Genomic DNA, 23234 nt, shown 5'->3' with positions numbered 1-23234 from the left:
AACAAGGATGTCGACTGATCTACCGCTTTCGCGAGCAGGCTCGCTCCCACAGTGGACGGTGTGCAACTCAGGTGTCTGGCCTCACCCTTTGAAATCACCGTGACCCGAGTCCTGACCCGATGAACACAGAATTCCGCAAGAACCTGCCCGGCACGCCGCTGGATTACTTCGACACCCGCGCGGCGGTCGAGGCGATTGCGCCTGGCAGCTACGACACCCTGCCGTACACCTCCCGCGTGCTGGCGGAAAACCTCGTGCGTCGCTGTGACCCGGCCACGCTCACCGATTCGCTCAAGCAACTGATCGAGCGCAAGCGCGATCTTGATTTCCCGTGGTTCCCGGCGCGGGTGGTCTGCCATGACATCCTCGGCCAGACCGCGCTGGTCGACCTCGCTGGCCTGCGCGATGCCATCGCTTTGCAGGGCGGCGACCCGGCGCAGGTCAACCCGGTGGTGCCGACGCAATTGATCGTCGACCACTCGCTGGCCGTCGAGGCGGGCGGTTTCGATGCCCAGGCCTTCGAGAAGAACCGCGCCATCGAAGACCGCCGCAACGAAGACCGTTTCCACTTCATCAACTGGACCAAAAAGGCCTTCAAGAACGTCGACGTGATCCCGCCGGGCAACGGCATCATGCACCAGATCAACCTGGAGAAAATGTCGCCGGTGATTCAGGTGCGCGAAGGCGTGGCGTTCCCGGACACTTGCGTCGGCACCGACAGCCACACGCCGCACGTTGATGCGCTGGGCGTGATCGCCATCGGCGTTGGCGGCCTCGAAGCCGAGAGCGTGATGCTCGGCCGTGCGTCGTGGATGCGTTTGCCGGAAAGCGTTGGCGTCGAACTGACCGGCAAGCTGCAACCGGGCATCACCGCTACCGACATGGTCCTGGCCCTGACCGAGTACCTGCGCAAACAGAAAGTCGTCGGCGCGTGGCTGGAATTCTTTGGCGAAGGCGCGGCGGCGCTGACCCTCGGCGACCGCGCGACCATCTCCAACATGGCCCCGGAATACGGCGCCACGGCGGCGATGTTCTACATCGACCAGCAGACCATCGATTACCTGAAACTGACCGGTCGTGAAGACCAGCAGGTTCAATTGGTCGAGCAGTACGCCAAACTCACCGGCCTGTGGGCTGACAGCTTAAAGGGTGCGCGATACGAGCGTGGCCTGACCTTCGACTTGTCGTCGGTGGTGCGCAACATGGCCGGCCCGAGCAACCCGCACGCCCGCGTCGCGGTATCGGATCTGGCAGCCAATGGCATTTCCGGGCAGTGGGATGACGTGCCGGGGCAAATGCCCGACGGCGCGGTGATCATCGCCGCGATCACCAGTTGCACCAACACCAGCAACCCGCGCAACGTCATCGCCGCAGGGCTCTTGGCGCGCAATGCCAACAAGCTCGGCCTGACCCGCAAGCCGTGGGTCAAATCCTCGCTGGCGCCGGGCTCGAAAACCGTGGCGCTGTACCTCGATGAAGCGGGGCTGACCACTGAGCTGGAACAGCTGGGTTTCGGCGTCGTCGCGTTTGCCTGCACCACCTGCAACGGCATGTCCGGCGCGCTTGATCCGGTGATCCAGCAAGAGATCATTGACCGCGATCTGTACGCGACCGCGGTGCTTTCCGGCAACCGCAACTTCGACGGCCGCATTCACCCGTATGCCAAACAGGCATTCCTCGCCTCGCCGCCGCTGGTGGTTGCCTACGCGATCGCCGGGACCATCCGTTTCGACATCGAAAAGGATGTGCTGGGCGTGGTCGATGGTCGGGAAATCCGCCTGAAAGACATCTGGCCGAGCGACGAAGAAATCGATGCGGTGGTGAAGTCGTCGGTCAAGCCTGAGCAGTTCCGTCAGGTCTATATTCCGATGTTCGCCGTGCATGAAGACACCGGGCCGAAAGTCGCGCCGCTGTACGACTGGCGCGAGATGAGCACCTACATCCGCCGTCCGCCGTACTGGGAAGGCGCACTGGCCGGCGCCCGTCCGCTGAAGGGCATGCGCCCGCTGGCGGTGCTGCCGGACAACATCACCACTGATCACCTGTCGCCATCGAACGCGATCATGCTCGACAGCGCCGCCGGCGAATACCTGGCAAAAATGGGCCTGCCGGAAGAGGACTTCAACTCCTACGCCACCCACCGTGGCGACCACTTGACGGCCCAGCGCGCAACGTTCGCCAATCCGAAGCTGTTCAACGAAATGGTCGTGGAAAACGGCAAGGTCAAGCAGGGTTCGCTGGCGCGCGTCGAGCCGGAAGGCCAGGTCATGCGTATGTGGGAAGCCATCGAAACCTACATGCAGCGCAAGCAGCCGCTGATCATCATCGCTGGCGCTGACTACGGTCAGGGTTCGTCCCGCGACTGGGCGGCGAAAGGCGTGCGCCTGGCCGGCGTCGAGGCGATTGCCGCTGAAGGTTTCGAGCGCATTCACCGCACCAACCTGGTGGGCATGGGCGTGTTGCCGCTGGAATTCAAACCCGGCACCAACCGCCACACCCTGGCCATCGACGGCAGCGAAACCTACGACGTGATCGGCGAACGCAAACCCCGCGCGGATCTGACGCTGGTGATCAATCGCAAGAACGGCGAGCGCGTCGAAGTGCCGGTGACCTGCCGTCTCGATACCGCTGAAGAAGTGTCGATCTACGAGGCGGGCGGCGTGTTGCAGCGCTTTGCTCAGGACTTCCTCGAAGGATCGGCGGTAGCCGTTTAAATCAACGTGTGGGCATGGGATTTCAAGTCCCATGCCTTCGGTAAGGAGCACCATGGCTCACGCACCACAAATCAGAATCGCTGCCACCTACATGCGCGGCGGCACCAGCAAAGGCGTGTTCTTCAGCCTCAAGGATCTGCCCGAAGCAGCGCAGGTCCCAGGACCGGCGCGCGACGCGTTGCTGCTGCGGGTGATCGGCAGCCCCGATCCCTACGACAAGCAGATCGACGGCATGGGCGGCGCGACGTCGAGCACCAGCAAAACCGTAATCCTGTCGAAAAGCACCCGCGCCGATCACGACGTCGATTACCTGTTCGGCCAGGTGTCGATCGACAAGCCGTTCGTCGACTGGAGCGGCAACTGCGGCAATCTCTCGGCGGCGGTCGGTTCGTTCGCCATCAGCAACGGTCTGGTCGACGCTGATCGCATCCCGCACAACGGCGTGGCGGTGGTGCGCGTGTGGCAGGCCAACATTGGCAAGACCATCATTGCCCACGTGCCGATCACCAACGGCGAAGTGCAGGAAACCGGTGATTTCGAACTCGACGGCGTGACCTTTCCAGCGGCCGAAGTGCAGGTCGAATTCATGGATCCGGCGGCGGAAGAAGAGGGCGGTGGTGGCTCGATGTTCCCCACCGGCAATCTGGTCGATGAGCTGGAAGTGCCGGGTGTCGGCACGTTCAAGGCGACCATGATCAACGCCGGGATCCCGACGATTTTCGTCAACGCCGAAGACATCGGCTACACCGGCACCGAACTGCAAGGTGCGATCAACGGCGATCCGCAAGCGCTGCTGATGTTCGAGACGATTCGTGCCTACGGTGCGTTGCGCATGGGCCTGATCGCCAATCTGGAAGAAGCCGCCAAGCGGCAGCACACGCCGAAAGTGGCGTTTGTCGCCAAGCCTTCGGATTACGTGGCGTCGAGTGGCAAAGCGATTGCCGCGGGTGATGTGGATCTGCTGGTGCGCGCGTTGTCGATGGGCAAGCTGCACCACGCGATGATGGGCACGGCAGCGGTGGCGATCGGCACGGCGGCAGCGATTTCCGGGACGTTGGTCAATCTTGCGGCGGGTGGGATTGAGCGCAATGCGGTGCGTTTCGGGCATCCGTCCGGGACGTTGCGCGTGGGCGCTGAGGCGACGCTGGAGAATGGCGAGTGGGTGGTGAAGAAAGCCATCATGAGCCGCAGTGCGCGGGTGCTCATGGAAGGTTACGTCCGAGTGCCCGGAGATTCTTTCTGACTTAACACAAAACCAGGTAGGAGCTGCCGAAGGCTGCGATCTTTTGATCTTGATCGCGAAAAACAAAATCAAAAGATCGCAGCCTTCGGCAGCTCCTACAGGAGTGAATCGAACATGAGCGCCAACGTCGACCTGAACAACCGCCCCGATTACGACGCAGTCCTGCAGGACATCGCCGACTACGTTCTCACCTTCAAGCCCGAATCCGCCGAAGCGCTGGACACCGCGCGCAATTGCCTGATCGACACGCTGGGCTGCGGTCTGCTGGCCCTGCGTTTCCCCGAATGCACGAAACACCTCGGCCCGATCGTCGAGGGCACGGTTGTGCCGTTCGGCGCACGGGTGCCAGGCACCAGTTATCGCCTCGATCCGGTCAAAGCCGCTTGGGATATCGGCTGCATCGTCCGCTGGCTCGACTACAACGACACCTGGCTCGCCGCCGAATGGGGGCATCCATCGGACAACCTCGGCGCCATCCTCGCCGTTGCTGATCACCTGTCGCAGAAACGCGTCGCCAACGGCGAAGCGCCGCTGACGGTCCGCGATGTGCTGGAAGCAATGATCATGGCCCACGAGATTCAAGGCGTGATCGCTCTGGAAAACTCCTTCAACCGGGTTGGACTCGACCACGTCATTCTGGTGAAAATCGCTTCAGCTGCCGTCAGCGCCCGACTGATGGGCGCCAATCGCGAGCAGTTGCTGTCGGCGCTGTCCCACGCCTTCGCCGACGGTCAGGCGCTGCGCACCTATCGCCACGCTCCCAACGCCGGCTCACGCAAATCCTGGGCGGCGGGGGATGCGGCGAGTCGTGGCGTGCGTCTGGCCGACATCGCCATGCGCGGCGAGATGGGCATTCCTGGTGTGTTGAGCGCGAAGCAGTGGGGCTTTTATGACGTGCTGTTCAGCCACACCAACAACGATCTGGCGCTCAAGCCCGAGGACAAACGCGCTTTCAGCTTCTCCCGGCCGTTCGGCAGTTACGTGATGGAAAACGTGCTGTTCAAGATCAGTTTCCCCGCCGAATTCCATGCGCAGACGGCATGCGAGGCGGCGGTGACCTTGCATCCGCTGGTTCGCAATCGGCTGCATGAGATCGACCGCATCGTCATCACCACCCATGAATCGGCGATCCGCATTATTTCCAAGGTCGGCCCGCTGGCCAACGCCGCCGACCGCGATCATTGCCTGCAATACATGACCGCCGTGCCGCTGGCATTCGGCAATCTGGTGGCTGAGCACTACGAAGACGACTTCCACAAGGCGCATCCGATCATCGATGTGCTGCGCGAAAAAATGCTCATCGTTGAAGAACCGCGCTTCACCCGTGAATACCTTGAGCCCGACAAACGCTCGATTGCCAACGCCGTGCAGGTGTTTTTCAAGGACGGCAGCAGCACCGACAACGTCGTGGTGGAGTACCCGATCGGCCATCGCCGCCGCCGCGCCGAGGGCATTCCGTTGCTGGAGGACAAGTTCAAGGCCAACCTGGCCACGCGGTTTGCCGGCCAACGTTGCGCTGAGATATTTGCGCTGTGCGAGGATCAGGCGCGGCTGGAAGCCACAGCGGTGAATCGATTCATCGATCTGTTTGTGCTCTGACAGACCGCGTTATCGTTCTTCGCGAGCAGGCTCGCTCCCACAGTCGTTACGATGCAGGTCTACTGTGGGAGCGAGCCTGCTCGCGAAGGCGCCAGATCAGGCGACGCCGGACTACTTGAACCGCCGCTCAACGCCTTTTTCCACGAGAATCTTCGCCGAAATCTCTTCCACGGAGAAATGCGTGGAATTGATGTGCGGAATGTTTTCGCGGCGGAACAGGTTCTCCACTTCGCGCACTTCGAATTCGCACTGGGCATAACTCGAATAACGGCTGTTGGGCTTGCGCTCATTGCGGATCGCAGTGAGGCGGTCGGGGTCGATGGTCAGGCCGAACAGCTTGTGCTGATGGGCGCGCAGAGCCGTCGGCAGGGTCAGGCGTTCCATGTCGTCTTCGGTCAGCGGATAGTTGGCTGCGCGGATACCGAACTGCATGGCCATGTACAGACACGTCGGCGTTTTGCCGCATCGCGACACGCCCACTAGTATCAGATCGGCTTTGTCGTAATAGTGGGTGCGCGCGCCGTCGTCGTTGTCGAGGGCGAAGTTGACCGCCTCGATGCGCTCCATGTAATTGGAGTTGTGCCCGATGGAATGGGACTTGCCCACGGTATAGGAAGAATGCTCGGTGAGCTCCTGTTCGAGCGGCGCGAGGAAGGTCGAGAAAATGTCGATCATGAAACCATTGGACGTTGCGAGAATCTCACGAATGTCCTGATTGACGATGGTGTCGAAGATGATCGGCCGAAAGCCGTCGGTTTCAGCGGCTTTGTTGATTTGTTGTACCATGGCCCGCGCTTTTTCCACGCTGTCGATGTAGGGCCGCGTGAATTTGCTGAAGGTAATGTTTTCGAACTGCGCCAGCAGGCTTTGACCCAGGGTTTCGGCGGTAATGCCGGTGCCATCGGAGATGAAGAAAGCAGATCGTTTCATTTGCACCTTGGGCCTTAAGCTAGTAACGAATCTTGGATATGATAGGCGCGATTTGCCGGCCGCCATTGGCCCGCATTCTCACTTATTTTCCAGGTCCAGGCCATACAACCGGCCGAGGCTCCCCCGGGCCGCCGGTTTCTGAGCTTTTCCAACACAGTTAGTGGAGAGATCACCTTGGTAGAGTACGTAGTTTCCCTCGATAAGCTCGGCAAACACGATGTTGAGCATGTGGGGGGCAAGAACGCATCCCTGGGCGAGATGATCAGTAACCTGGCAGGCGCCGGTGTTTCGGTCCCCGGCGGCTTCGCCACGACGGCTCAGGCCTATCGTGACTTCCTCGAACTGAGCGGCCTGAACGATCAGATCCACAAGGCCCTCGACGCGCTCGACGTCGACGACGTCAATGCCCTGGCCAAGACCGGCGCGCAGATCCGCCAATGGATCATGGACGCCGAATTCCCTGAAAAGCTCAACACCGAGATCCGCACCGCGTTCGCCGCGCTGTCGGCCGGCAACCCTGACGTGGCCGTGGCCGTGCGTTCTTCCGCCACCGCCGAAGACCTGCCGGACGCCTCCTTCGCCGGCCAGCAGGAAACTTTCCTGAACATCCGTGGTGTGGAAAACGTTATCCGCGCCGCCAAAGAGGTGTTCGCTTCGCTGTTCAACGACCGCGCGATTTCCTACCGCGTGCACCAGGGCTTCGACCACAAACTGGTCGCCCTGTCGGCTGGCGTGCAGCGCATGGTGCGTTCGGAAACCGGCACCGCCGGCGTGATGTTCACCCTCGATACCGAATCGGGTTTCCGTGACGTGGTGTTCATCACCGGCGCTTATGGCCTGGGCGAAACCGTTGTACAAGGCGCGGTCAACCCGGATGAGTTCTACGTACACAAAGGCACCCTGGAAGCCGGTCGTCCGGCCATCCTGCGTCGCAACCTGGGCAGCAAAGCCATCAAGATGATCTACGGCGACGAGGCCAAGGCCGGTCGTTCGGTCAAGACTGTCGATGTCGACAAGGCCGAACGCGCGCGTTTCTGCCTGACCGACGCCGAAGTCAGCGAGCTGGCCAAGCAGGCGATGATCATCGAGAAGCACTACGGCTGCCCGATGGACATCGAGTGGGCCAAGGACGGTGACGACGGCAAGCTGTACATCGTTCAGGCGCGTCCGGAAACCGTGAAAAGCCGCACCCAGGCCAACGTCATGGAACGTTACCTGCTGAAAGAGACCGGCACCGTGCTGGTGGAAGGTCGGGCGATCGGCCAGCGCATCGGCGCCGGCAAAGTGCGCATCATCAAAGACGTCTCGGAAATGGACAAAGTCCAGCCGGGCGACGTGCTGGTTTCCGACATGACCGACCCGGACTGGGAACCGGTGATGAAGCGCGCCAGCGCCATTGTCACCAACCGTGGCGGGCGTACCTGCCACGCGGCGATCATCGCCCGTGAGCTGGGCATCCCGGCGGTGGTCGGTTGCGGCAACGCTACCCAGCTGCTGAAGGATGGCCAGGGCGTGACCGTGTCCTGCGCCGAAGGCGACACCGGTTACATCTTCGAAGGCGAACTGGGCTTCGACATCAAGAAGAACTCCGTCGACGCCATGCCGGAGCTGCCGTTCAAGATCATGATGAACGTCGGCAACCCGGATCGCGCCTTCGACTTCGCCCAATTGCCGAACGCCGGCGTTGGTCTGGCGCGTCTGGAATTCATCATCAACCGCATGATCGGCGTGCACCCGAAAGCGCTGTTGAACTACGACGGTCTGCCGCAGGAAATCAAGGACAGCGTCGACAAGCGTATTGCCGGTTACAGCGACCCGGTCGATTTCTACGTCGACAAACTGGTGGAAGGCATCAGCACCCTGGCTGCAGCGTTCACGCCGAAAAAAGTCATCGTGCGTTTGTCGGACTTCAAGTCCAACGAATACGCCAACCTGATCGGCGGCAAGCTCTACGAGCCGGAAGAAGAAAACCCGATGCTGGGTTTCCGTGGTGCTTCGCGTTACATCAGCGAATCGTTCCGCGACTGCTTCGAACTCGAATGCCGCGCGCTGAAACGCGTGCGCAACGAGATGGGCCTGACCAACGTTGAAATCATGGTGCCGTTCGTCCGTACTCTCGGCGAAGCCAGCCAGGTGGTCGATCTGCTCGCCGAGAACGGCTTGAAGCGCGGCGAGAACGGTCTGCGCGTGATCATGATGTGCGAGCTGCCATCCAACGCGATTCTGGCCGAGGAATTCCTCGAATTCTTCGACGGCTTCTCGATCGGCTCCAACGACCTGACCCAACTGACGCTGGGTCTGGACCGTGACTCCGGGATCATCGCGCACTTGTTCGACGAGCGGAATCCAGCGGTGAAGAAGCTGTTGGCCAACGCCATTCAGGCCTGCAACAAGGCCGGCAAGTACATCGGCATCTGCGGTCAGGGTCCTTCCGACCACCCGGATCTGGCCAAGTGGCTGATGGAACAGGGCATCGAAAGCGTGTCGCTGAACCCGGACACCGTGCTGGAAACCTGGTTCTTCCTCGCCGAAGGTCAGGCTTGATCAGTATGTAATTGGCCCGCCCCCCATGTGGGAGCGGGCCTTGAGATTTAAGTAGGGCGGGCTCCAGCGGATGCCGCCCTTTTTTGTGCAAGAGCATTATGCAAAGCAGCAGCAACCTGTTTCCTGTCGCGCTGATCAGCGCCGAGCGGCGCGGCGATCTGAGCGAAGACGTCTATCGATTGAAACCCGGCAACAGCCCGGACTGGTCCGTGGAGATCGCCGTCACCCGCCTGGGCATGGCCGATGACACGGCGCCACGCGGCGTGCCGGTGATTCTGTTGCACGGCAGCTTTTCCAATCGGCGCTTCTGGTTTTCCCCCAAAGGCCTCGGGCTCGGCGCGTATCTGACCCGGCTGGGCTTCGACGTGTGGATCCCGGAAATGCGTGGTCACGGCTTGTCCCAGCGCAACGAAGACTATCGGCGCAACCGCGTGGCCGACTACGCCCGTTACGATCTGCCGGCGATTGCCGCGTTCGTGCGTGAGCAAAGTGGACAGATCCCGCACTGGATCGGCCATTCGCTCGGCGGCATTACCCTGGCGGCGGCGCTCGGTGGCGAATATCTCGGCGAACCGGCCGTGGCCTCGGCGGCGTTTTTCGGCACCCAAGTCAGCCGTACCTATTGGCCACTGAAGATTCCACCGGTGGAGTGGGGCGGGCGCTTTATTCTCAAGCGGTTCGCGCAGTTGTCCGGCTCACGCCTCAAACGCGGTCCGGAAGACGAACCGATCGGCCTAGCCATCGAAAGCATGCGCTGGTACGGCTTGTTCGGCCGCTTCGGCGACAAGGACAAGGACTGGTGGGCCGGACTTGCCGAGGTTCAGCTGCCGGTGCTGGCCGTGACCGCAGCGGGCGATCATCAGGATCCGGCGTGGGCCTGCCGCAAGCTGTTCGAGCAGATCGGCTCCGAGCACAAGCAGTTCATCAATCTGGGGCGCGAGCAGGGCTTCTCGGATAATTTCGGCCATGTCGAAATGCTGGTGAGCAAAGCAGCGCAGGCTGAGGTGTGGCCGCTGGTGGCGCGCTGGTTGAACGATCAGCAGACGCCATTGCTGGCGCAGACGACGGATCTGGCCGCTGCAGTGTGAGGGGCGTTCCGTTCAGCCTGGCTTGCGGCTAAGATATGACGCATTGTGCGGTTCCGGTCATATTTCGTGACTGTTTAGCGATAACGTTTCAGCCGCGGTTCAGGTTCGCTCAGCGACCATGGCATGGACTAAGGTAAACAGCGACCGCCGGAACTCGTCTCATCAGAATGCGGCATCCTTGATCGTCTTCCTTGTTACAGGAGTTTTTCGATGGAACATTACCTTACGCCTGACCTGTGCGACGCCTACCCGGAGCTGGTGCAGGTGCTGGAACCGATGTTCAGCAATTTCGGCGGCCGGGATTCCTTCGGCGGCGAAATCGTGACCATCAAGTGCTTCGAAGACAATTCGCTGGTCAAGGAGCAGGCCGAACTCAATGGCAAGGGCAAGGTGTTGGTGGTTGATGGCGGCGGTTCGCTGCGCCGCGCCCTGCTGGGCGACATGATCGCCGCCAAGGCCGCGCAGAACGGCTGGGAAGGGTTGGTGATCTACGGTTGCATCCGTGACGTCGACGTCATCGCCCAGACCGATCTCGGCGTGCAGGCGCTGGCCAGCCACCCGATGAAAACCGACAAGCGCGGCATCGGCGACCTCAACGTTCCGGTGACTTTCGCCGGCGTGACGTTCCACCCAGGCCAATACATTTATGCGGACAACAACGGCGTGATCGTGTCGCCGAGCCCGCTGAAAATGCCTGAATAAGCTTTTCGACAAGGGATGCGGATGTTCGAGGAAGAAAACGCGCAATGGGGGCTGGTGCATGCCCTGGTGCTGGACGGCAAGGGCGGTGCGCGTTCGATAGCCCGGACTGAGCTCGACGATTTGCAGTTGCAGGCCCATGAAAGCCTGTGGCTGCACTGGGATCGCAGCCATCCGCAGACCCGTACCTGGCTGCGCAAATCCAGCGGGCTCAATGAATTCACCTGCGATCTGTTGCTGGAAGAGAATACCCGCCCGCGTCTTTTGCCATTACCCGACTCCGAGCTGCTGCTGTTTCTGCGCGGGGTCAATCTCAACCCCGGGGCCGAGCCGGAAGATATGGTCTCGGTGCGGATTTTCGCCGCCGCTCAGCGAGTGATTTCCCTGCGCTTGCGTCCGTTGCGAGCTACGGATGAGTTGCTGGCGCTGCTGGGTGAGGGCAAAGGGCCGAGAACTTCCTCGGAATTGATGCTGTATCTGGCGCAGTTCCTCACCAATAAAGTGCAGGATCTGGTCACTTGCCTGTCGGAAGTGGTCGATGAAGAAGAAGAAAAACTCGACGCCGACGAACGGTATACCCCCGAGCATGGGGCCATTTTGCACATCCGCCGCAGAGCGGCCGGGCTGAAGCGTTTTCTCGCCCCACAGCGGGATATTTTCGGACAGCTGACGCGGATAAAACTGCCGTGGTTCGTCGAAGACGACGCCGACTACTGGAACGAACTGAACAACAGCCTCACCCGTTATCTGGAAGAGCTCGAATTGACCCGAGAGCGCGTGGGGCTTGTGCTGGAGACCGAAGACCGGCGTTTGAGCGTGCACATGAACCGCACCATGTACCGCTTCGGCATCATTACTTGCATCTTTTTGCCGATGAGTTTCATCACCGGTCTGCTCGGGATAAATGTCGGCGGTATTCCTTTCGCCGAAAGCCCGTATGGTTTTCTTATTGCCTGTCTGACGGTGCTCGCCCTGGCGTTCGGCCAGTGGTGGTTGTTCCGTCGATTGCACTGGGTGTGAACATGACGCATGTGACCCGAGCAAATCTGCCCGCGTCTTTCACAGACATCACGAGAGGTGCGTATGCACGATCCGTTTGAACAGTCTTTGCGCGACATGCTCAACGCTTCGCCGTCCAGCCGCGACGACGATGCGTGCCTTGGCCGCGTACTCAAAACCGCCAACCGCCAGGTCGGCGCCGGTGATCTATTCAGCCTGCTGGGCCGCTGGCTGCCCGCGCTGATGATCGCCCTGAACAATGGCTCGGCGCATGTCTCGCCGGTTTCCCGTCTTCGTAAAACCACTGCTCGCACTGCTGATAAGGCTGATTGAATATGGAACTTGATCTCTGGACTCAGAGCCTCGTCACTGCAATGACTGCGTTGTGGACCAAAGTCGCTAATTTCATTCCGAACCTGTTCGGCGCACTGGTTGTGCTGCTGTTGGGTTTCGTCGTGGCCAAGCTGCTCGACACCTTGCTCTCCAAATTGCTCGCCAAACTGGGCCTCGATCGCCTGATGGGCGGCACCGGGCTGACCAAGCTGATGTCGCGCGCCGGGCTGCAAGTGCCGATCTCGACGCTGATCGGTAAAATCGTCTACTGGTTCGTTCTGCTGATTTTTCTGGTATCTGCGGCAGAATCCCTTGGCCTCGAGCGAGTTTCAGCTACGCTGGACATGCTGGCGTTGTATCTGCCGAAAGTATTCGGCGCCGCGCTGGTGCTGCTGGTCGGTGTCCTGCTGGCGCAACTGGCCAACGGGCTGGTTCGCGGCGCAGCAGAAGGCGTAGGCCTGGACTACGCTTCGGGGTTGGGACGGATCGCGCAGGGGCTGGTGATCATCATCAGCATCTCGGTTGCGATCAGCCAGCTCGAGGTCAAGACCGACCTGCTGAACCATGTGATTGTCATCGTATTGATTACCGTTGGTCTGGCAGTTGCGCTGGCCATGGGTTTGGGAAGCCGGGAAATCGCCGGTCAGATTCTTGCGGGAATCTATGTGCGTGAGCTGTATGAGGTTGGGCAACAAGTGCGTGTTGGCGAGGTCGAAGGCCAGATTGAAGAGATCGGCACGGTTAAAACCACATTGCTGACCGATGAGGGTGAGCTAGTCTCTCTCTCCAATCGGATCCTGCTGGAACAGCATGTGAGTAGCCGCTAAACCGGCAAACCCTGCTAATGTATGCCGCCGCAAAATGCCAGCCGAGGCTGGTTGTGGCGGACATTGACCTGACTGTCGGCACGACTTGTTTTGAATAAAGCCCAACCGCTATCCACGCGCTACGACCCCCGCGAGCTCTCTGATGAGGAGTTGGTCGCGCGCTCGCATACCGAGCTGTTTCACGTAACGCGCGCCTACGAAGAGTTGATGCGGCGTTACCAGCGAACATTATTTAACGTCTGCGCGAGATATCTTGGGAACGATCGCGACGCAGACGATGTCTGTCAGGAAGTGATGCTGAAGGTGCTGTACGGCCTGAAGAACTTCGAGGGGAAATCGAAGTTCAAAACCTGGCTTTACAGCATCACTTACAACGAATGCATCACGCAGTATCGGAAGGAACGGCGTAAGCGTCGCTTGATGGACGCTCTCAGTCTGGACCCTCTTGAAGAAGCGTCTGAAGAAAAGGCGCCGAAGCCGGAGGAGAAGGGTGGGCTTGATCGCTGGCTGGTGTATGTGAATCCGATTGACCGCGAAATTCTGGTGCTACGATTTGTCGCAGAGCTGGAGTTTCAGGAGATCGCAGACATCATGCACATGGGTTTGAGTGCGACAAAAATGCGTTACAAACGCGCTCTAGATAAATTGCGTGAGAAATTTGCAGGCATTGCTGAAACTTAGTTCAGCGCAAATATCTCTTACGTGTAGGCAAGTTCTGATAGACTTGCCGCCGAGTTGTCCCCCGGTTTGCGGGACTGCTTCACAATCACCAGATGGGGATTTAACGGATGAAACTGAAAAACACCTTGGGCTTGGCCATTGGTTCTCTGATTGCCGCCACTTCGTTCGGCGCTCTGGCACAAGGCCAAGGCGCAGTTGAAATCGAAGGCTTCGCTAAGAAAGAACAATTCGACAGCGCTCGTAACTTCAAGAACAACGGCAACCTGTTCGGCGGTTCGATCGGTTACTTCCTGACCGACGACGTTGAACTGCGTCTGGGCTACGACGAAGTGCACAACGTACGTGCCGACGATGGCAAGAACGTCAAAGGCGCTAACACCGCTCTGGACGCTCTGTACCACTTCAACAACCCAGGCGACATGATTCGTCCATACGTTTCGGCCGGTTTCTCTGACCAGAGCATCGACCAGAACGGTTCGAACGGTCGTAACCGTTCCACCTTCGCCAACGTTGGCGGCGGTGCCAAGCTGTACTTCACCGAGAACTTCTACGCCCGTGCCGGCGTTGAAGCTCAGTACAACATCGACCAGGGCGACACCGAGTGGGCTCCTAGCGTCGGTATCGGTGTGAACTTCGGTGGCGGCTCCAAGCCAGCTGCTGCTCCAGTTCCAGCACCTGCTGAAGTCTGCTCCGACAGCGACAACGATGGCGTTTGCGACAACGTTGACAAGTGCCCGGACACCCCAGCCAACGTAACCGTTGACGCTGATGGCTGCCCAGCAGTTGCTGAAGTTGTTCGTGTTGAGCTGGACGTGAAATTCGACTTCGACAAGTCGGTAGTCAAGCCAAACAGCTACGGCGACATCAAGAACCTGGCTGACTTCATGAAGCAGTACCCATCCACCACCACTACTGTTGAAGGTCACACTGACTCCGTCGGTCCTGACGCTTACAACCAGAAACTGTCCGAGCGTCGTGCAAACGCCGTTAAGCAAGTTCTGACCAACCAGTACGGTGTTGAATCGTCCCGCGTTCAGTCTGTTGGCTACGGCGAATCCCGCCCAGTTGCTGACAACAAAACTGACGCTGGCCGCGCTGTAAACCGTCGCGTAGAAGCGCAGGTTGAAGCTCAAGCTAAGTAATTAGCTGCCGCTGATGGAAAAGCCCGGCTCAGGCCGGGCTTTTCTTTGTCTGCGATTTGGCTACGGAGCTTAAAGCGCTGGCACGCCGTACGCCGTGTAGGAGCTGCCGCAGGCTGCGATCTTTTGCTCTTCAACAACTGCGGCAACAGCCGCCACCGCGCCAATCACCAGAATCGCCGGGCTCTTCAATTCAAACGCCGAGGCATCCTCAGCCATCGCAGTCAAATCACTGCGACACTCACGCTGATGCGCCAAAGAGGCGTTTTCGATCATCGCCACCGGCGTATCCGCCGCCATCCCTCCGGCCAGCAGCTGATCACGAATCTCGCCCAGCTTGGCCACCCCCATATAGATCACCAGCGTCGTCCCGCCTTGCGCCAGCGCCTGCCAGTTCAACTGGCTGTCATCCTGGGTGTGCGCAGTCACCAACGTTACTCCGCGCGCCACGCCCCGCAACGTCAGCGGAATATCGCACTGGGTCGCCCCGGCCAGACCGGCGGTGATGCCATTGACCAATTCCACTTCAACCCCGCGCTCGCGCAACCACTGCGCTTCTTCGCCACCGCGGCCGAAAATGCACGGATCGCCGCCCTTGAGCCGCACCACGCATTTGCCCTGGCGTGCGTAACGCAGCATCAGGCGATGAATGAATGCCTGCGGCGTCGAACGGCAGCCGCCGCGTTTGCCCACCGGGATAACCCGCGCAGCCGGGCAGTGCTCCAGCACCGCGTCGTTGACCAGATCATCGATCATCACCACATCGGCCTCGCGCAATGCGCGCACCGCTTTGAGCGTCAGCAACTCCGGATCGCCAGGGCCTGCGCCCACCAGCCAGACTTTCGCATTCATGGTGTTGTCCTCGTTAAATGACCGCGACCGGCCGCGCTTCGGCAACCAGCAGACGCTTGATTTCCGGCACGCAGGAACCGCATTGCGTACCGCATCGGAGATTGTTTTTCAGGCCCTGCAGATCCAGGCCCTGGCGAATGCCGGCGCAGACTGCGTTGAGGCTGACGTTTTCGCAATTGCACAAGGTCTTGTCGCTCGCAATGGCGCCGACAGCGCCCGGCGGCGTGCTCATCGGCGCGAGCAGCCAGCGCCGCAGTTGTTGGTCGGCGCGGCCCTCCAGCCACAGGCTCTGCAACCAATGTTGCGCGAGGGTTTCGCCGGCCAGGCGAATCGCAGTGATACGGCCGTTTTCGATGCGCACCCGCTTGCCGATAGCGCGACGCGGATCGTCATAGGCCAGAACTGGGCCATCCAGCAGTGACAGGCATTGGTCGATCTCGCCCAGCAGCTGTGGATCCGGCGCCTGGCCGTGTGCAGCGCGTATCAGCAGCGCTGGCCGCTCACGACCGACAAGGCTGAGGCTGACGTAGGAAAACGCCTCGCACAGCGGTCGTAGCGTCTCGAAATGCCGTTGAACATCACCCTCGATCAAGGCGAACAGCTGCCACGGCAGGTTGACTGCCTCCAGACGCACGCCGCTGTGCTTGAGCTCCGGTTGTTTGGACAGTGGATCAAACGCCGGCAAGGTCAGCGTGTTGACGCCGCCCTTGAGATAGCGATCGCCCCAGTGCATCGGCAGGAACGCCTGGCCCGGACGCACGCTGTCGTCGCTGCCGACCGCAACAATCACCGCGCCACGGCGGCTTTTCAGATTGACCAGATCGCCGGGCTGCAAGCGGTGCCGGCGCATTTCGTCCGGGTGCAGGCTCAGCACGGCTTCGCTGACGTGACCGAACAATTGCGCGGCGGTGCCGGTGCGGCTCATGCCGTGCCACTGGTCACGCAGGCGACCGGTGATCAAAGTCAGCGGGAAGCGCGCGTCGCGTTGTTCCTTGGCGGCGCGATACGGATCGGCAATGAACTGCGCGCGGCCATTGGCCGTAGGAAAAATGCCGTCGACGTACAAGCGTGGCGTGCCTTGGCGGGCGCCGGCAGGGAAGGGCCATTGCTGCGGGCCGAGCTCGTCGATCAAGGCATGACTGATCCCGGACAGATCCAGGTCTCGCCCACGGGTCAGCGCTTTGAATTCATCAAACAACTGCGAAGGTTGATCGAAAGCGAACAGGCTTGGCTGCTTGGGGCGCAGACGTTTCTCCAGACGCTGTGCGAAATCCACCGTGATTGCCCAGTCCGGCCGCGCTTCGCCCGGTGCGACAACCGCTTTGCGCACGTGGGAAATGCGCCGCTCGGAGTTGGTCACCGAACCTTCCTTCTCGCCCCAACTGGCGGCAGGCAACAGCAGGTCGGCAAACGCTGCGGTTTCGGTGGTGCGAAAGGCTTCCTGCAACACCACAAAAGGGCAGGCCTCAAGCGCTGCGCGGACTGCGCTCTGGTCTGGCATCGATTGCGCCGGATTGGTACAGGCAATCCACAAAGCCTTGATCTTGCCGCTTCTCACGCTTTTGAACAGCTCGATGGCGCTCAGGCCCGGCGCCTCGGGCAAGCTCTCCACGCCCCAATACGCCGCCACCTCGGCGCGATGCTCGGGGTTGGCGGCATCGCGGTGACCGGGCAGCAGATTCGACAGACTGCCGGTTTCCCGCCCGCCCATGGCGTTTGGCTGACCGGTCAGGGAGAAAGGTCCTGCACCGGGACGGCCAATTTGCCCGGTGGCCAGGTGCAGATTGATCAGCGCGCTGTTTTTTGCGCTGCCGGCGCTGGACTGATTCAGGCCCATGCACCACAGCGACAGGAAGCTCGGCGCAGTGCCAACCCATTCTGCGCATTGCTGCAGTTGTTCGATGCTGATGCCGCACAGCTGCGAAACCATCTGCGGGGTGTAATCGCGTACCAGCGTTTTAAGCTCGGCGAGGCCGTCGGTGTGCGCCTTGATGAAATCGCGATCGATCCAGTCTTCCCACAGCAGCAGATGCAAAATCCCATGGAACAACGCGACATCGGTGCCCGGAAGAATCGCCAGATGCAGGTCAGCCAAATCGCAGGTGTCGGTGCGACGTGGGTCGATCACGATGACTTTCATCTGCGGGCGACGGGATTTGGCTTCTTCAAGTCGACGGAAAAGTACCGGATGAGCGTAGGCCATGTTACTGCCGACGATCATCACGCAGTCGCTCAGCTCCAGATCCTCATAACTGCACGGCGGGGCATCGGCGCCGAGGCTGCGTTTGTAGCCGACCACCGCCGAGGACATGCACAGCCGCGAATTGCTGTCGATGTTGTTGGTGCCGACCAGCGCCCGCGCCAGCTTGTTGAAGGCGTAGTAGTCCTCGGTGAGCAACTGCCCGGAGATGTAGAACGCCACGCTGTCCGGGCCGTGTTCGGCGATGGTTTCGGCGAACACGTTGGTCGCGTGGTCGAGGGCGGTATCCCAGTCAGTACGGCTGCGCGCCAGGCCTTTGCCCAGGCGCAGTTCCGGGTACAAGGCGCGGGCGGCGACGTCGCCGGTCAGGTGCAGCGTCGAGCCTTTGCTGCACAGTTTGCCGAAGTTGGCCGGGTGCGCCGGATCGCCGCTGACGCCGAGGATGCGCTCGCCGTCATGCTCGATCAGTACGCCGCAGCCGACCCCGCAGTAGCAGCAGGTCGAGGCGGTCGTCTGGCGGTTCATCAGATGGCGTCCCGCAGGGCCAGTTGCACCCGGCCATTCTCGACCCGCGCCGGATGATGGTGCGCACAGCCGATGTCCGGCGCCTGGGCTTCGCCGGTTTCGAGGTCGATCTGCCAGTTGTGCAGCGGGCAGGCCACGCGCTTGCCATAGATCAGGCCCTGCGACAGCGGGCCGCCCTTGTGCGGGCAGCGGTCATCGAGGGCGAAAACCTCGTCGTCGCTTGTACGAAAAATCGCGATGTCACCTTTCGGCCCGGCAATGATCCGCGAACCGAGGGCGTTGATCTCTTCCAGCGCACAGATATCGAGCCAGTTCATGCCGGCACCTCCAGGTTTTTCACGGGGATAACGTCGAATTCTTTCTTCAGTTGCGGCTGCGCCAGGCGCTCTTTCCATGGGTCCTGTTCGAACGACAGGGAGAATTGCAGGCGCTCATTCAGGGCCTTGCGCCGCTCGGCTTCTTCGAGCACGTTCTTCTTGATGTGCTCCATGCCGACCCGTTGCAGGTAGTGCACGGTGCGCTCGAGGTAGAAGGCTTCTTCGCGGTAGAGCTGCAGAAACGCGCCGTTATATTCACGGACTTCTTCGGCAGTCTTGAGCTTGACGAAGAACTCGGCGACTTCGGTCTTGATCCCGCCGTTGCCACCGATGTACATCTCCCAGCCGGAGTCGACGCCGATAATTCCTACGTCCTTGATGCCCGCTTCCGAGCAGTTGCGTGGGCAACCGGACACCGCCAGCTTCACCTTGTGCGGCGACCACATGTTGAACAGGTCGTGCTCGAGTTCGATGCCCAGTTGCGTCGAGTTCTGCGTGCCGAAGCGGCAGAACTCGCTGCCAACGCAGGTTTTCACGGTGCGGATGGATTTGCCGTAGGCGTGGCCGGACGGCATGTCGAGGTCTTTCCAGACACCGGGCAGATCCTGCTTCTTGATCCCCAGCAAGTCGATGCGCTGACCGCCGGTGACCTTGACCATCGGCACGTTGTACTTGTCGGCCACATCGGCGATCCGCCGCAGTTCCGATGGGTTGGTCACGCCGCCCCACATGCGCGGCACCACCGAATAGGTGCCGTCCTTCTGGATGTTGGCGTGGGCGCGTTCGTTGATCAGACGCGATTGCGGGTCGTCCTTGGCCTCGCCCGGCCAGGTGGAAATCAGGTAGTAGTTGAGCGCCGGGCGACAGGTCGCGCAGCCATTGGGCGTGCGCCAGTTCAGGTAACTCATGGTCTCGGCGATGGTCAGCAGGTGTTCCTGGCGGATCGCCTGACGAATCTGCCCGTGGTTGAGGTCGCTGCAACCGCAGATGGCTTTTTCGCTTTTCGGTTTGACGTCGGCCGCGCCACCCACCGTATTGATCAGGATCTGTTCAACAAGGCCGGCGCACGAACCGCAGGAGCTGGCAGCCTTGGTGTGTTTCTTGACTTCATCGACGCTGAACAGGCCGTGTTCCTGAATCGCCTTGACGATGGTGCCCTTGCACACACCGTTGCAGCCACACACTTCGGCGCTGTCGGCCATGACCATGGCTTTGTCCTGGCCCTGATGTCCTACGTCGCCCAGAGCGTTTTCGCCGAACATGAGGTGATCGCGGATCTCACCAATGGCGTGATTCTCACGAATCTGCCGGAAATACCAACCGCCATCTGCTGTATCGCCGTACAGACACGCGCCGACCAGCACGTCATCCTTGATCACCAGTTTTTTGTACACGCCGCCGATCGGGTCGGAGAGGGTGATGGTCTCGGTGCCTTCGCCGCCCATGAAATCGCCGGCGGAGAACAGGTCGATGCCGGTGACTTTCAATTTGGTCGAAGTCACCGAGCCCTGATAGCGAGCGAAACCCAGTTGCGCGAGGTGGTTGGCGCAGACCTTGGCCTGTTCGAACAGCGGCGCAACCAGACCGTAGGCGATGCCGCGATGGCTGGCGCATTCGCCGATCGCGTAGATGCGCGGGTCGTAGGTTTGCAGGGTGTCGTTGACCAGAATCCCGCGATTGCACGGGATGCCGGCCTTTTCTGCCAGTTCGGTGTTGGGGCGGATGCCGGCGGCCATCACCACCAGGTCGGCAGGGATGATATCGCCGTTCTTGAACTGCACCGAGCCGACCCGGCCATTGCCGGCGTCGTGCAGGGCTTGGGTCTGTTCGCACAGGCGGAAATGCAGGCCACGGGATTCCAGCGCCGATTGCAGCAACTGGCCGCTGGTCTTGTCCAGTTGCCGCTCCAGCAGCCATTCGCCGAGGTGCACCACGGTCACGTGCATGCCTCGCAGCATCAGGCCATTGGCGGCTTCGAGGCCGAGCAGGCCGCCGCCGATGACCACGGCGTGCCTGTGGGTCCTGGCGGTGTCGATCATGGCCTGGGTGTCGGCGATGTCGCGATAACCGATCACACCCTGCAAGGTGTTGCCGGGGATTGGCAGGATGAACGGGGTCGAGCCGGTGGCGATCAGCAGGCGATCGTACTCGGCTTCGGTGCCGTCCTCGGCAATCACTCGGCGTTTGACCCGGTCGATCTCCACCACTTTGCGGTTGAGCAGCAACTTGATGTTGTTTTGCAGATACCAGTCGAGGTCGTTGAGCACGATCTCTTCGAAAGTCTGCTCGCCGGCCAGCACCGGCGACAGCAGGATGCGGTTGTAGTTGGTGTGCGGTTCGGCGCCGAAGACGGTGATGTCGTAGAGCTCGTCGCTCAGCTTGAGCAGTTCTTCCAGGGTACGCACCCCGGCCATGCCATTGCCGATCATCACCAGTTTGAGTTTTTTCATCAGGTTCTCCGGGAGCTGCGGCTGGCCTCTGGTGGGCCGTCGGGCCTTGCTCGACAAATTTTGCGCAAACAAAAAAAGGCGTCCCGCTAGTTGCCTAGCGAGGACGCCTTTGTCCTTGTCCCGTTCTCTCGGGAAGCGCAGCCTTCGTCGTTGAAGGTTGGGCTTTATGTATGGTGAAAAGGGTAATGCAGTGGTTGTGCCAACTTGGGTGGACGCGGATTTATTGGGGATTGGGGTTGTGACAGGAGGTTTTTTTGCACCGAATCGAGGCGTGTTGCTCGTTCGTGGCGCGTTAATTCTTGGGGTTATGCAGTGTGACGCCGAATGCCTTCGCGAGCAGGCTCGCTTCCACAAGGTGTCTGCGAACGACACAAATTCCCTGTGGGAGCGAGCCTGCTCGCGAATGGCGCGGCGCGGTTTAACTGTGAAACAACAAAACCAGCAGCACCACATTCCCCAGCAACGCCACCAACGCCATGGTCCGCCAGACCTTCAACGGCTCCCGCTCGAGTAAAGGCCGGGGCCGCACACTCAAACTTTGCCGCTCACCCTGTTCCAGCACCAGCAGCCACTCTTCAGCGGTTTCAAAGCGTTGCTGCGGATCGGCGGCGACGCCGCGTTCCAGACTTTGCGCCAGCCATTCCGGCAGGTCCGGGCGATAGCGACTGGCATTCACCGGTACGCCAAATCGGGGCCGCTGGAATGCTTCGATTTCGCCGTAGGGAAAATGCCCGGTGAGCAGGTAATAGAGAGTGACACCGACAGAATACAAATCCTGCTGTGCACTCGGTGGTTCGCCGCGAAACGCTTCCGGGGCGATGAAACTAGGCGTTCCCGGCAGGGTCGACGGCGCGTCCTCCGACAGTCCCGGGCAATAAGCCAAGCCGAAATCCAGCAGGCGCAGCTCGCCGTCATCCCCCAGCAACAGGTTTTGCGGCTTGATGTCGCGATGCAGAATTTGCCGTCGATGCAGCAACCCGACCGCGCGCAACAGGCGCTCGGCGATGTCCTGCCACTGCGCCAAAGGCAACGGGCCGCTGTGTTGAAACACGTCGGCCAGCGTCGTCCCGGCGTATTCGCGCATGACGTAATACAAATGTTGACGCTGAGTGCAGGCATGGATTTGCGGAAAATGCCGGCCGGCCACGCGCTTGAGGAACCATTCTTCCGACAGCAGCGCCTGCCCGGCTTGCGGATCGTCGGCCAGGCGCGTCGGCAAGGTCTTCAACAGCCAAGGCTGGCCCTGACTATCGAGCACGCGATACAGCAATGATTGCTGGCTCTGGCCGATGATGCCTTGCACCTGCCAGCCTTCAAACGCTTGCCCGGGTTTCAGCGTTGGCGGCAGTGGCCATTGCTGCAATTGCACCAGCGCATCGCCAATGCTCGCTTCGCCCAGCGCATCGACGCGCACCAGCAGGGCACTGGCGTTGTCCTGACTGCCGGCCAGATGCGCGGCGTTGACCAAGGTTTGCGCCGCGCTGGGCAGATCCGCTTGATCACGCAGAATCGCGGCGATCGCGGTATCGCCCAGGGTCGACCAGACGCCGTCGCTGAGCAGAACGAAGCTTTCGCCCTCACGCAGTTCGCCGTCGAGGAAATCCAGCACCAGATGTTGATCGAGCCCGAGCGCACGCTTGAGCACATGCTGCATGCCCGGTTGTTCCCAGACGTGATCCTCGCTGATGCGCTGCAAGCGCTCGGCGTGCCAGCGATAGACCCGGCAATCGCCGACGTGGGCGAGGGTGAAGCGTCGACCGCGCATCACCAGCGCGCTGACCGTGGTCAGCAGCGGTTGCCCACCGCCGTTGGCCTGCAGCCAGCGATTTTGCGCGAGCAGCAGGCGATCCAGCGCCTGGGCCACGCTCCAGGTTTCCGGCGTCGCGTAGTAGTCCAGCGCCAGCGCCTGCAAGGTCGAACGCGCGGCGAGGCCGCCATCGGCGCACTGGCTGACGCCGTCGGCGATGGCGAATAGAAAGCCCTTGCTCAGCGCCAGTGCCGGCGCCGGTGTCACCGAACGCAGGGCGTCCTGATTCTCCACGCGCGGGCCGGTGGCACTGGCTTCGGCGAAGCTCAGTTGCAGCGCCATTGGGG

Annotated in this window: 17 protein-coding genes; 11 read left to right on the top strand and 6 right to left on the bottom strand. The window is 60.9% G+C overall.

The window, feature by feature from the left end; genetic code table 11:
* The first annotated feature begins 119 nt into the window (after positions 1–119).
* The 3 genes from acnD to prpD all read left to right on the top strand — a co-directional run bounded on the left by acnD (position 120) and on the right by prpD (position 5556).
* Positions 120–2714, top strand: coding sequence for a Fe/S-dependent 2-methylisocitrate dehydratase AcnD (gene acnD / locus PspCFBP13508_RS23505; RefSeq protein ID WP_137215832.1), 2595 nt, complete (start codon positions 120–122; stop codon positions 2712–2714).
* A 52-nt stretch (positions 2715–2766) separates the two neighbouring features.
* Positions 2767–3957 carry a 2-methylaconitate cis-trans isomerase PrpF gene (prpF, locus tag PspCFBP13508_RS23500; RefSeq protein WP_137215831.1) on the top strand — a complete coding sequence of 397 codons (1191 nt, stop codon included), beginning with the start codon at positions 2767–2769 and terminating at the stop codon, positions 3955–3957.
* Positions 3958–4071: 114 nt separating this feature from the next.
* The gene (prpD, locus tag PspCFBP13508_RS23490; protein ID WP_137215830.1) at positions 4072–5556 is read left to right on the top strand and encodes a 2-methylcitrate dehydratase; all 1485 of its coding nucleotides are present in this window, start codon (positions 4072–4074) and stop codon (positions 5554–5556) included.
* A gap of 111 nt (positions 5557–5667) precedes the next feature.
* Here prpD and PspCFBP13508_RS23485 read toward each other — a convergent pair whose 3' ends face one another.
* Positions 5668–6486: a pyruvate, water dikinase regulatory protein gene (locus PspCFBP13508_RS23485; RefSeq protein WP_016773826.1), complete on the bottom strand. Its 819-nt coding sequence runs from the start codon at positions 6484–6486 to the stop codon at positions 5668–5670.
* Positions 6487–6660: 174 nt separating this feature from the next.
* Here PspCFBP13508_RS23485 and ppsA point away from each other — a divergent pair, with 174 nt between their 5' ends.
* The 8 genes from ppsA to PspCFBP13508_RS23445 all read left to right on the top strand — a co-directional run bounded on the left by ppsA (position 6661) and on the right by PspCFBP13508_RS23445 (position 14799).
* Positions 6661–9030: a phosphoenolpyruvate synthase gene (gene ppsA / locus PspCFBP13508_RS23480; RefSeq protein ID WP_051600403.1), complete on the top strand. Its 2370-nt coding sequence runs from the start codon at positions 6661–6663 to the stop codon at positions 9028–9030.
* A gap of 98 nt (positions 9031–9128) precedes the next feature.
* On the top strand, positions 9129–10118 hold the full coding sequence (locus PspCFBP13508_RS23475) for an alpha/beta fold hydrolase (protein WP_137215829.1): 990 nt from the start codon (positions 9129–9131) through the stop codon (positions 10116–10118).
* Between the two features lie 210 nt (positions 10119–10328).
* Positions 10329–10820, top strand: a complete 492-nt coding sequence (rraA, locus tag PspCFBP13508_RS23470; protein ID WP_016773829.1) for a ribonuclease E activity regulator RraA — start codon at positions 10329–10331, stop codon at positions 10818–10820.
* A gap of 21 nt (positions 10821–10841) precedes the next feature.
* The gene (locus tag PspCFBP13508_RS23465) at positions 10842–11837 is read left to right on the top strand and encodes a zinc transporter ZntB (RefSeq protein WP_137215828.1); all 996 of its coding nucleotides are present in this window, start codon (positions 10842–10844) and stop codon (positions 11835–11837) included.
* Between the two features lie 63 nt (positions 11838–11900).
* Complete coding sequence (locus PspCFBP13508_RS23460; protein ID WP_003223293.1) at positions 11901–12149, top strand: hypothetical protein; 249 nt, start codon at positions 11901–11903, stop codon at positions 12147–12149.
* A gap of 2 nt (positions 12150–12151) precedes the next feature.
* Positions 12152–12976 (top strand): mechanosensitive ion channel domain-containing protein, encoded by an 825-nt coding sequence (locus PspCFBP13508_RS23455; RefSeq protein ID WP_016773831.1) that lies wholly within the window; start codon positions 12152–12154, stop codon positions 12974–12976.
* Positions 12977–13066: 90 nt separating this feature from the next.
* Entirely contained in the window at positions 13067–13657 is a 591-nt protein-coding gene (gene sigX / locus PspCFBP13508_RS23450) for an RNA polymerase sigma factor SigX (RefSeq protein ID WP_016773832.1), read from the top strand.
* A gap of 107 nt (positions 13658–13764) precedes the next feature.
* Complete coding sequence (locus PspCFBP13508_RS23445; protein WP_016773833.1) at positions 13765–14799, top strand: OmpA family protein; 1035 nt, start codon at positions 13765–13767, stop codon at positions 14797–14799.
* Positions 14800–14868: 69 nt separating this feature from the next.
* Here the strand turns inward: PspCFBP13508_RS23445 and cobA are convergent, their stop codons facing one another.
* The 5 genes from cobA to PspCFBP13508_RS23420 all read right to left on the bottom strand — a co-directional run bounded on the left by cobA (position 14869) and on the right by PspCFBP13508_RS23420 (position 23229).
* Positions 14869–15648, bottom strand: a complete 780-nt coding sequence (gene cobA, locus PspCFBP13508_RS23440) for a uroporphyrinogen-III C-methyltransferase (protein ID WP_137215827.1) — start codon at positions 15646–15648, stop codon at positions 14869–14871.
* 13 nt (positions 15649–15661) lie between these two features.
* On the bottom strand, positions 15662–18373 hold the full coding sequence (locus tag PspCFBP13508_RS23435) for a nitrate reductase (protein WP_137215826.1): 2712 nt from the start codon (positions 18371–18373) through the stop codon (positions 15662–15664).
* Positions 18373–18690, bottom strand: coding sequence for a nitrite reductase small subunit NirD (gene nirD / locus PspCFBP13508_RS23430; RefSeq protein ID WP_016773836.1), 318 nt, complete (start codon positions 18688–18690; stop codon positions 18373–18375). The genes PspCFBP13508_RS23435 and nirD overlap by 1 nt, the downstream gene beginning before the upstream one ends.
* Positions 18687–21140 carry a nitrite reductase large subunit NirB gene (gene nirB, locus PspCFBP13508_RS23425; RefSeq protein ID WP_137215825.1) on the bottom strand — a complete coding sequence of 818 codons (2454 nt, stop codon included), beginning with the start codon at positions 21138–21140 and terminating at the stop codon, positions 18687–18689. The genes nirD and nirB overlap by 4 nt, the downstream gene beginning before the upstream one ends.
* A gap of 418 nt (positions 21141–21558) precedes the next feature.
* Positions 21559–23229, bottom strand: coding sequence for a bifunctional protein-serine/threonine kinase/phosphatase (locus PspCFBP13508_RS23420; protein WP_137215824.1), 1671 nt, complete (start codon positions 23227–23229; stop codon positions 21559–21561).
* Between the last annotated feature and the right edge of the window lie 5 nt (positions 23230–23234).

The organism is Pseudomonas sp. CFBP13508, assembly GCF_005233515.1.
In the GTDB taxonomy this organism is placed as follows: domain Bacteria; phylum Pseudomonadota; class Gammaproteobacteria; order Pseudomonadales; family Pseudomonadaceae; genus Aquipseudomonas; species Aquipseudomonas mercuritolerans.
The sequence above is the reverse complement of the archived record's forward strand: the minus strand, read 5'-3'. Positions and strand labels throughout refer to the sequence as shown.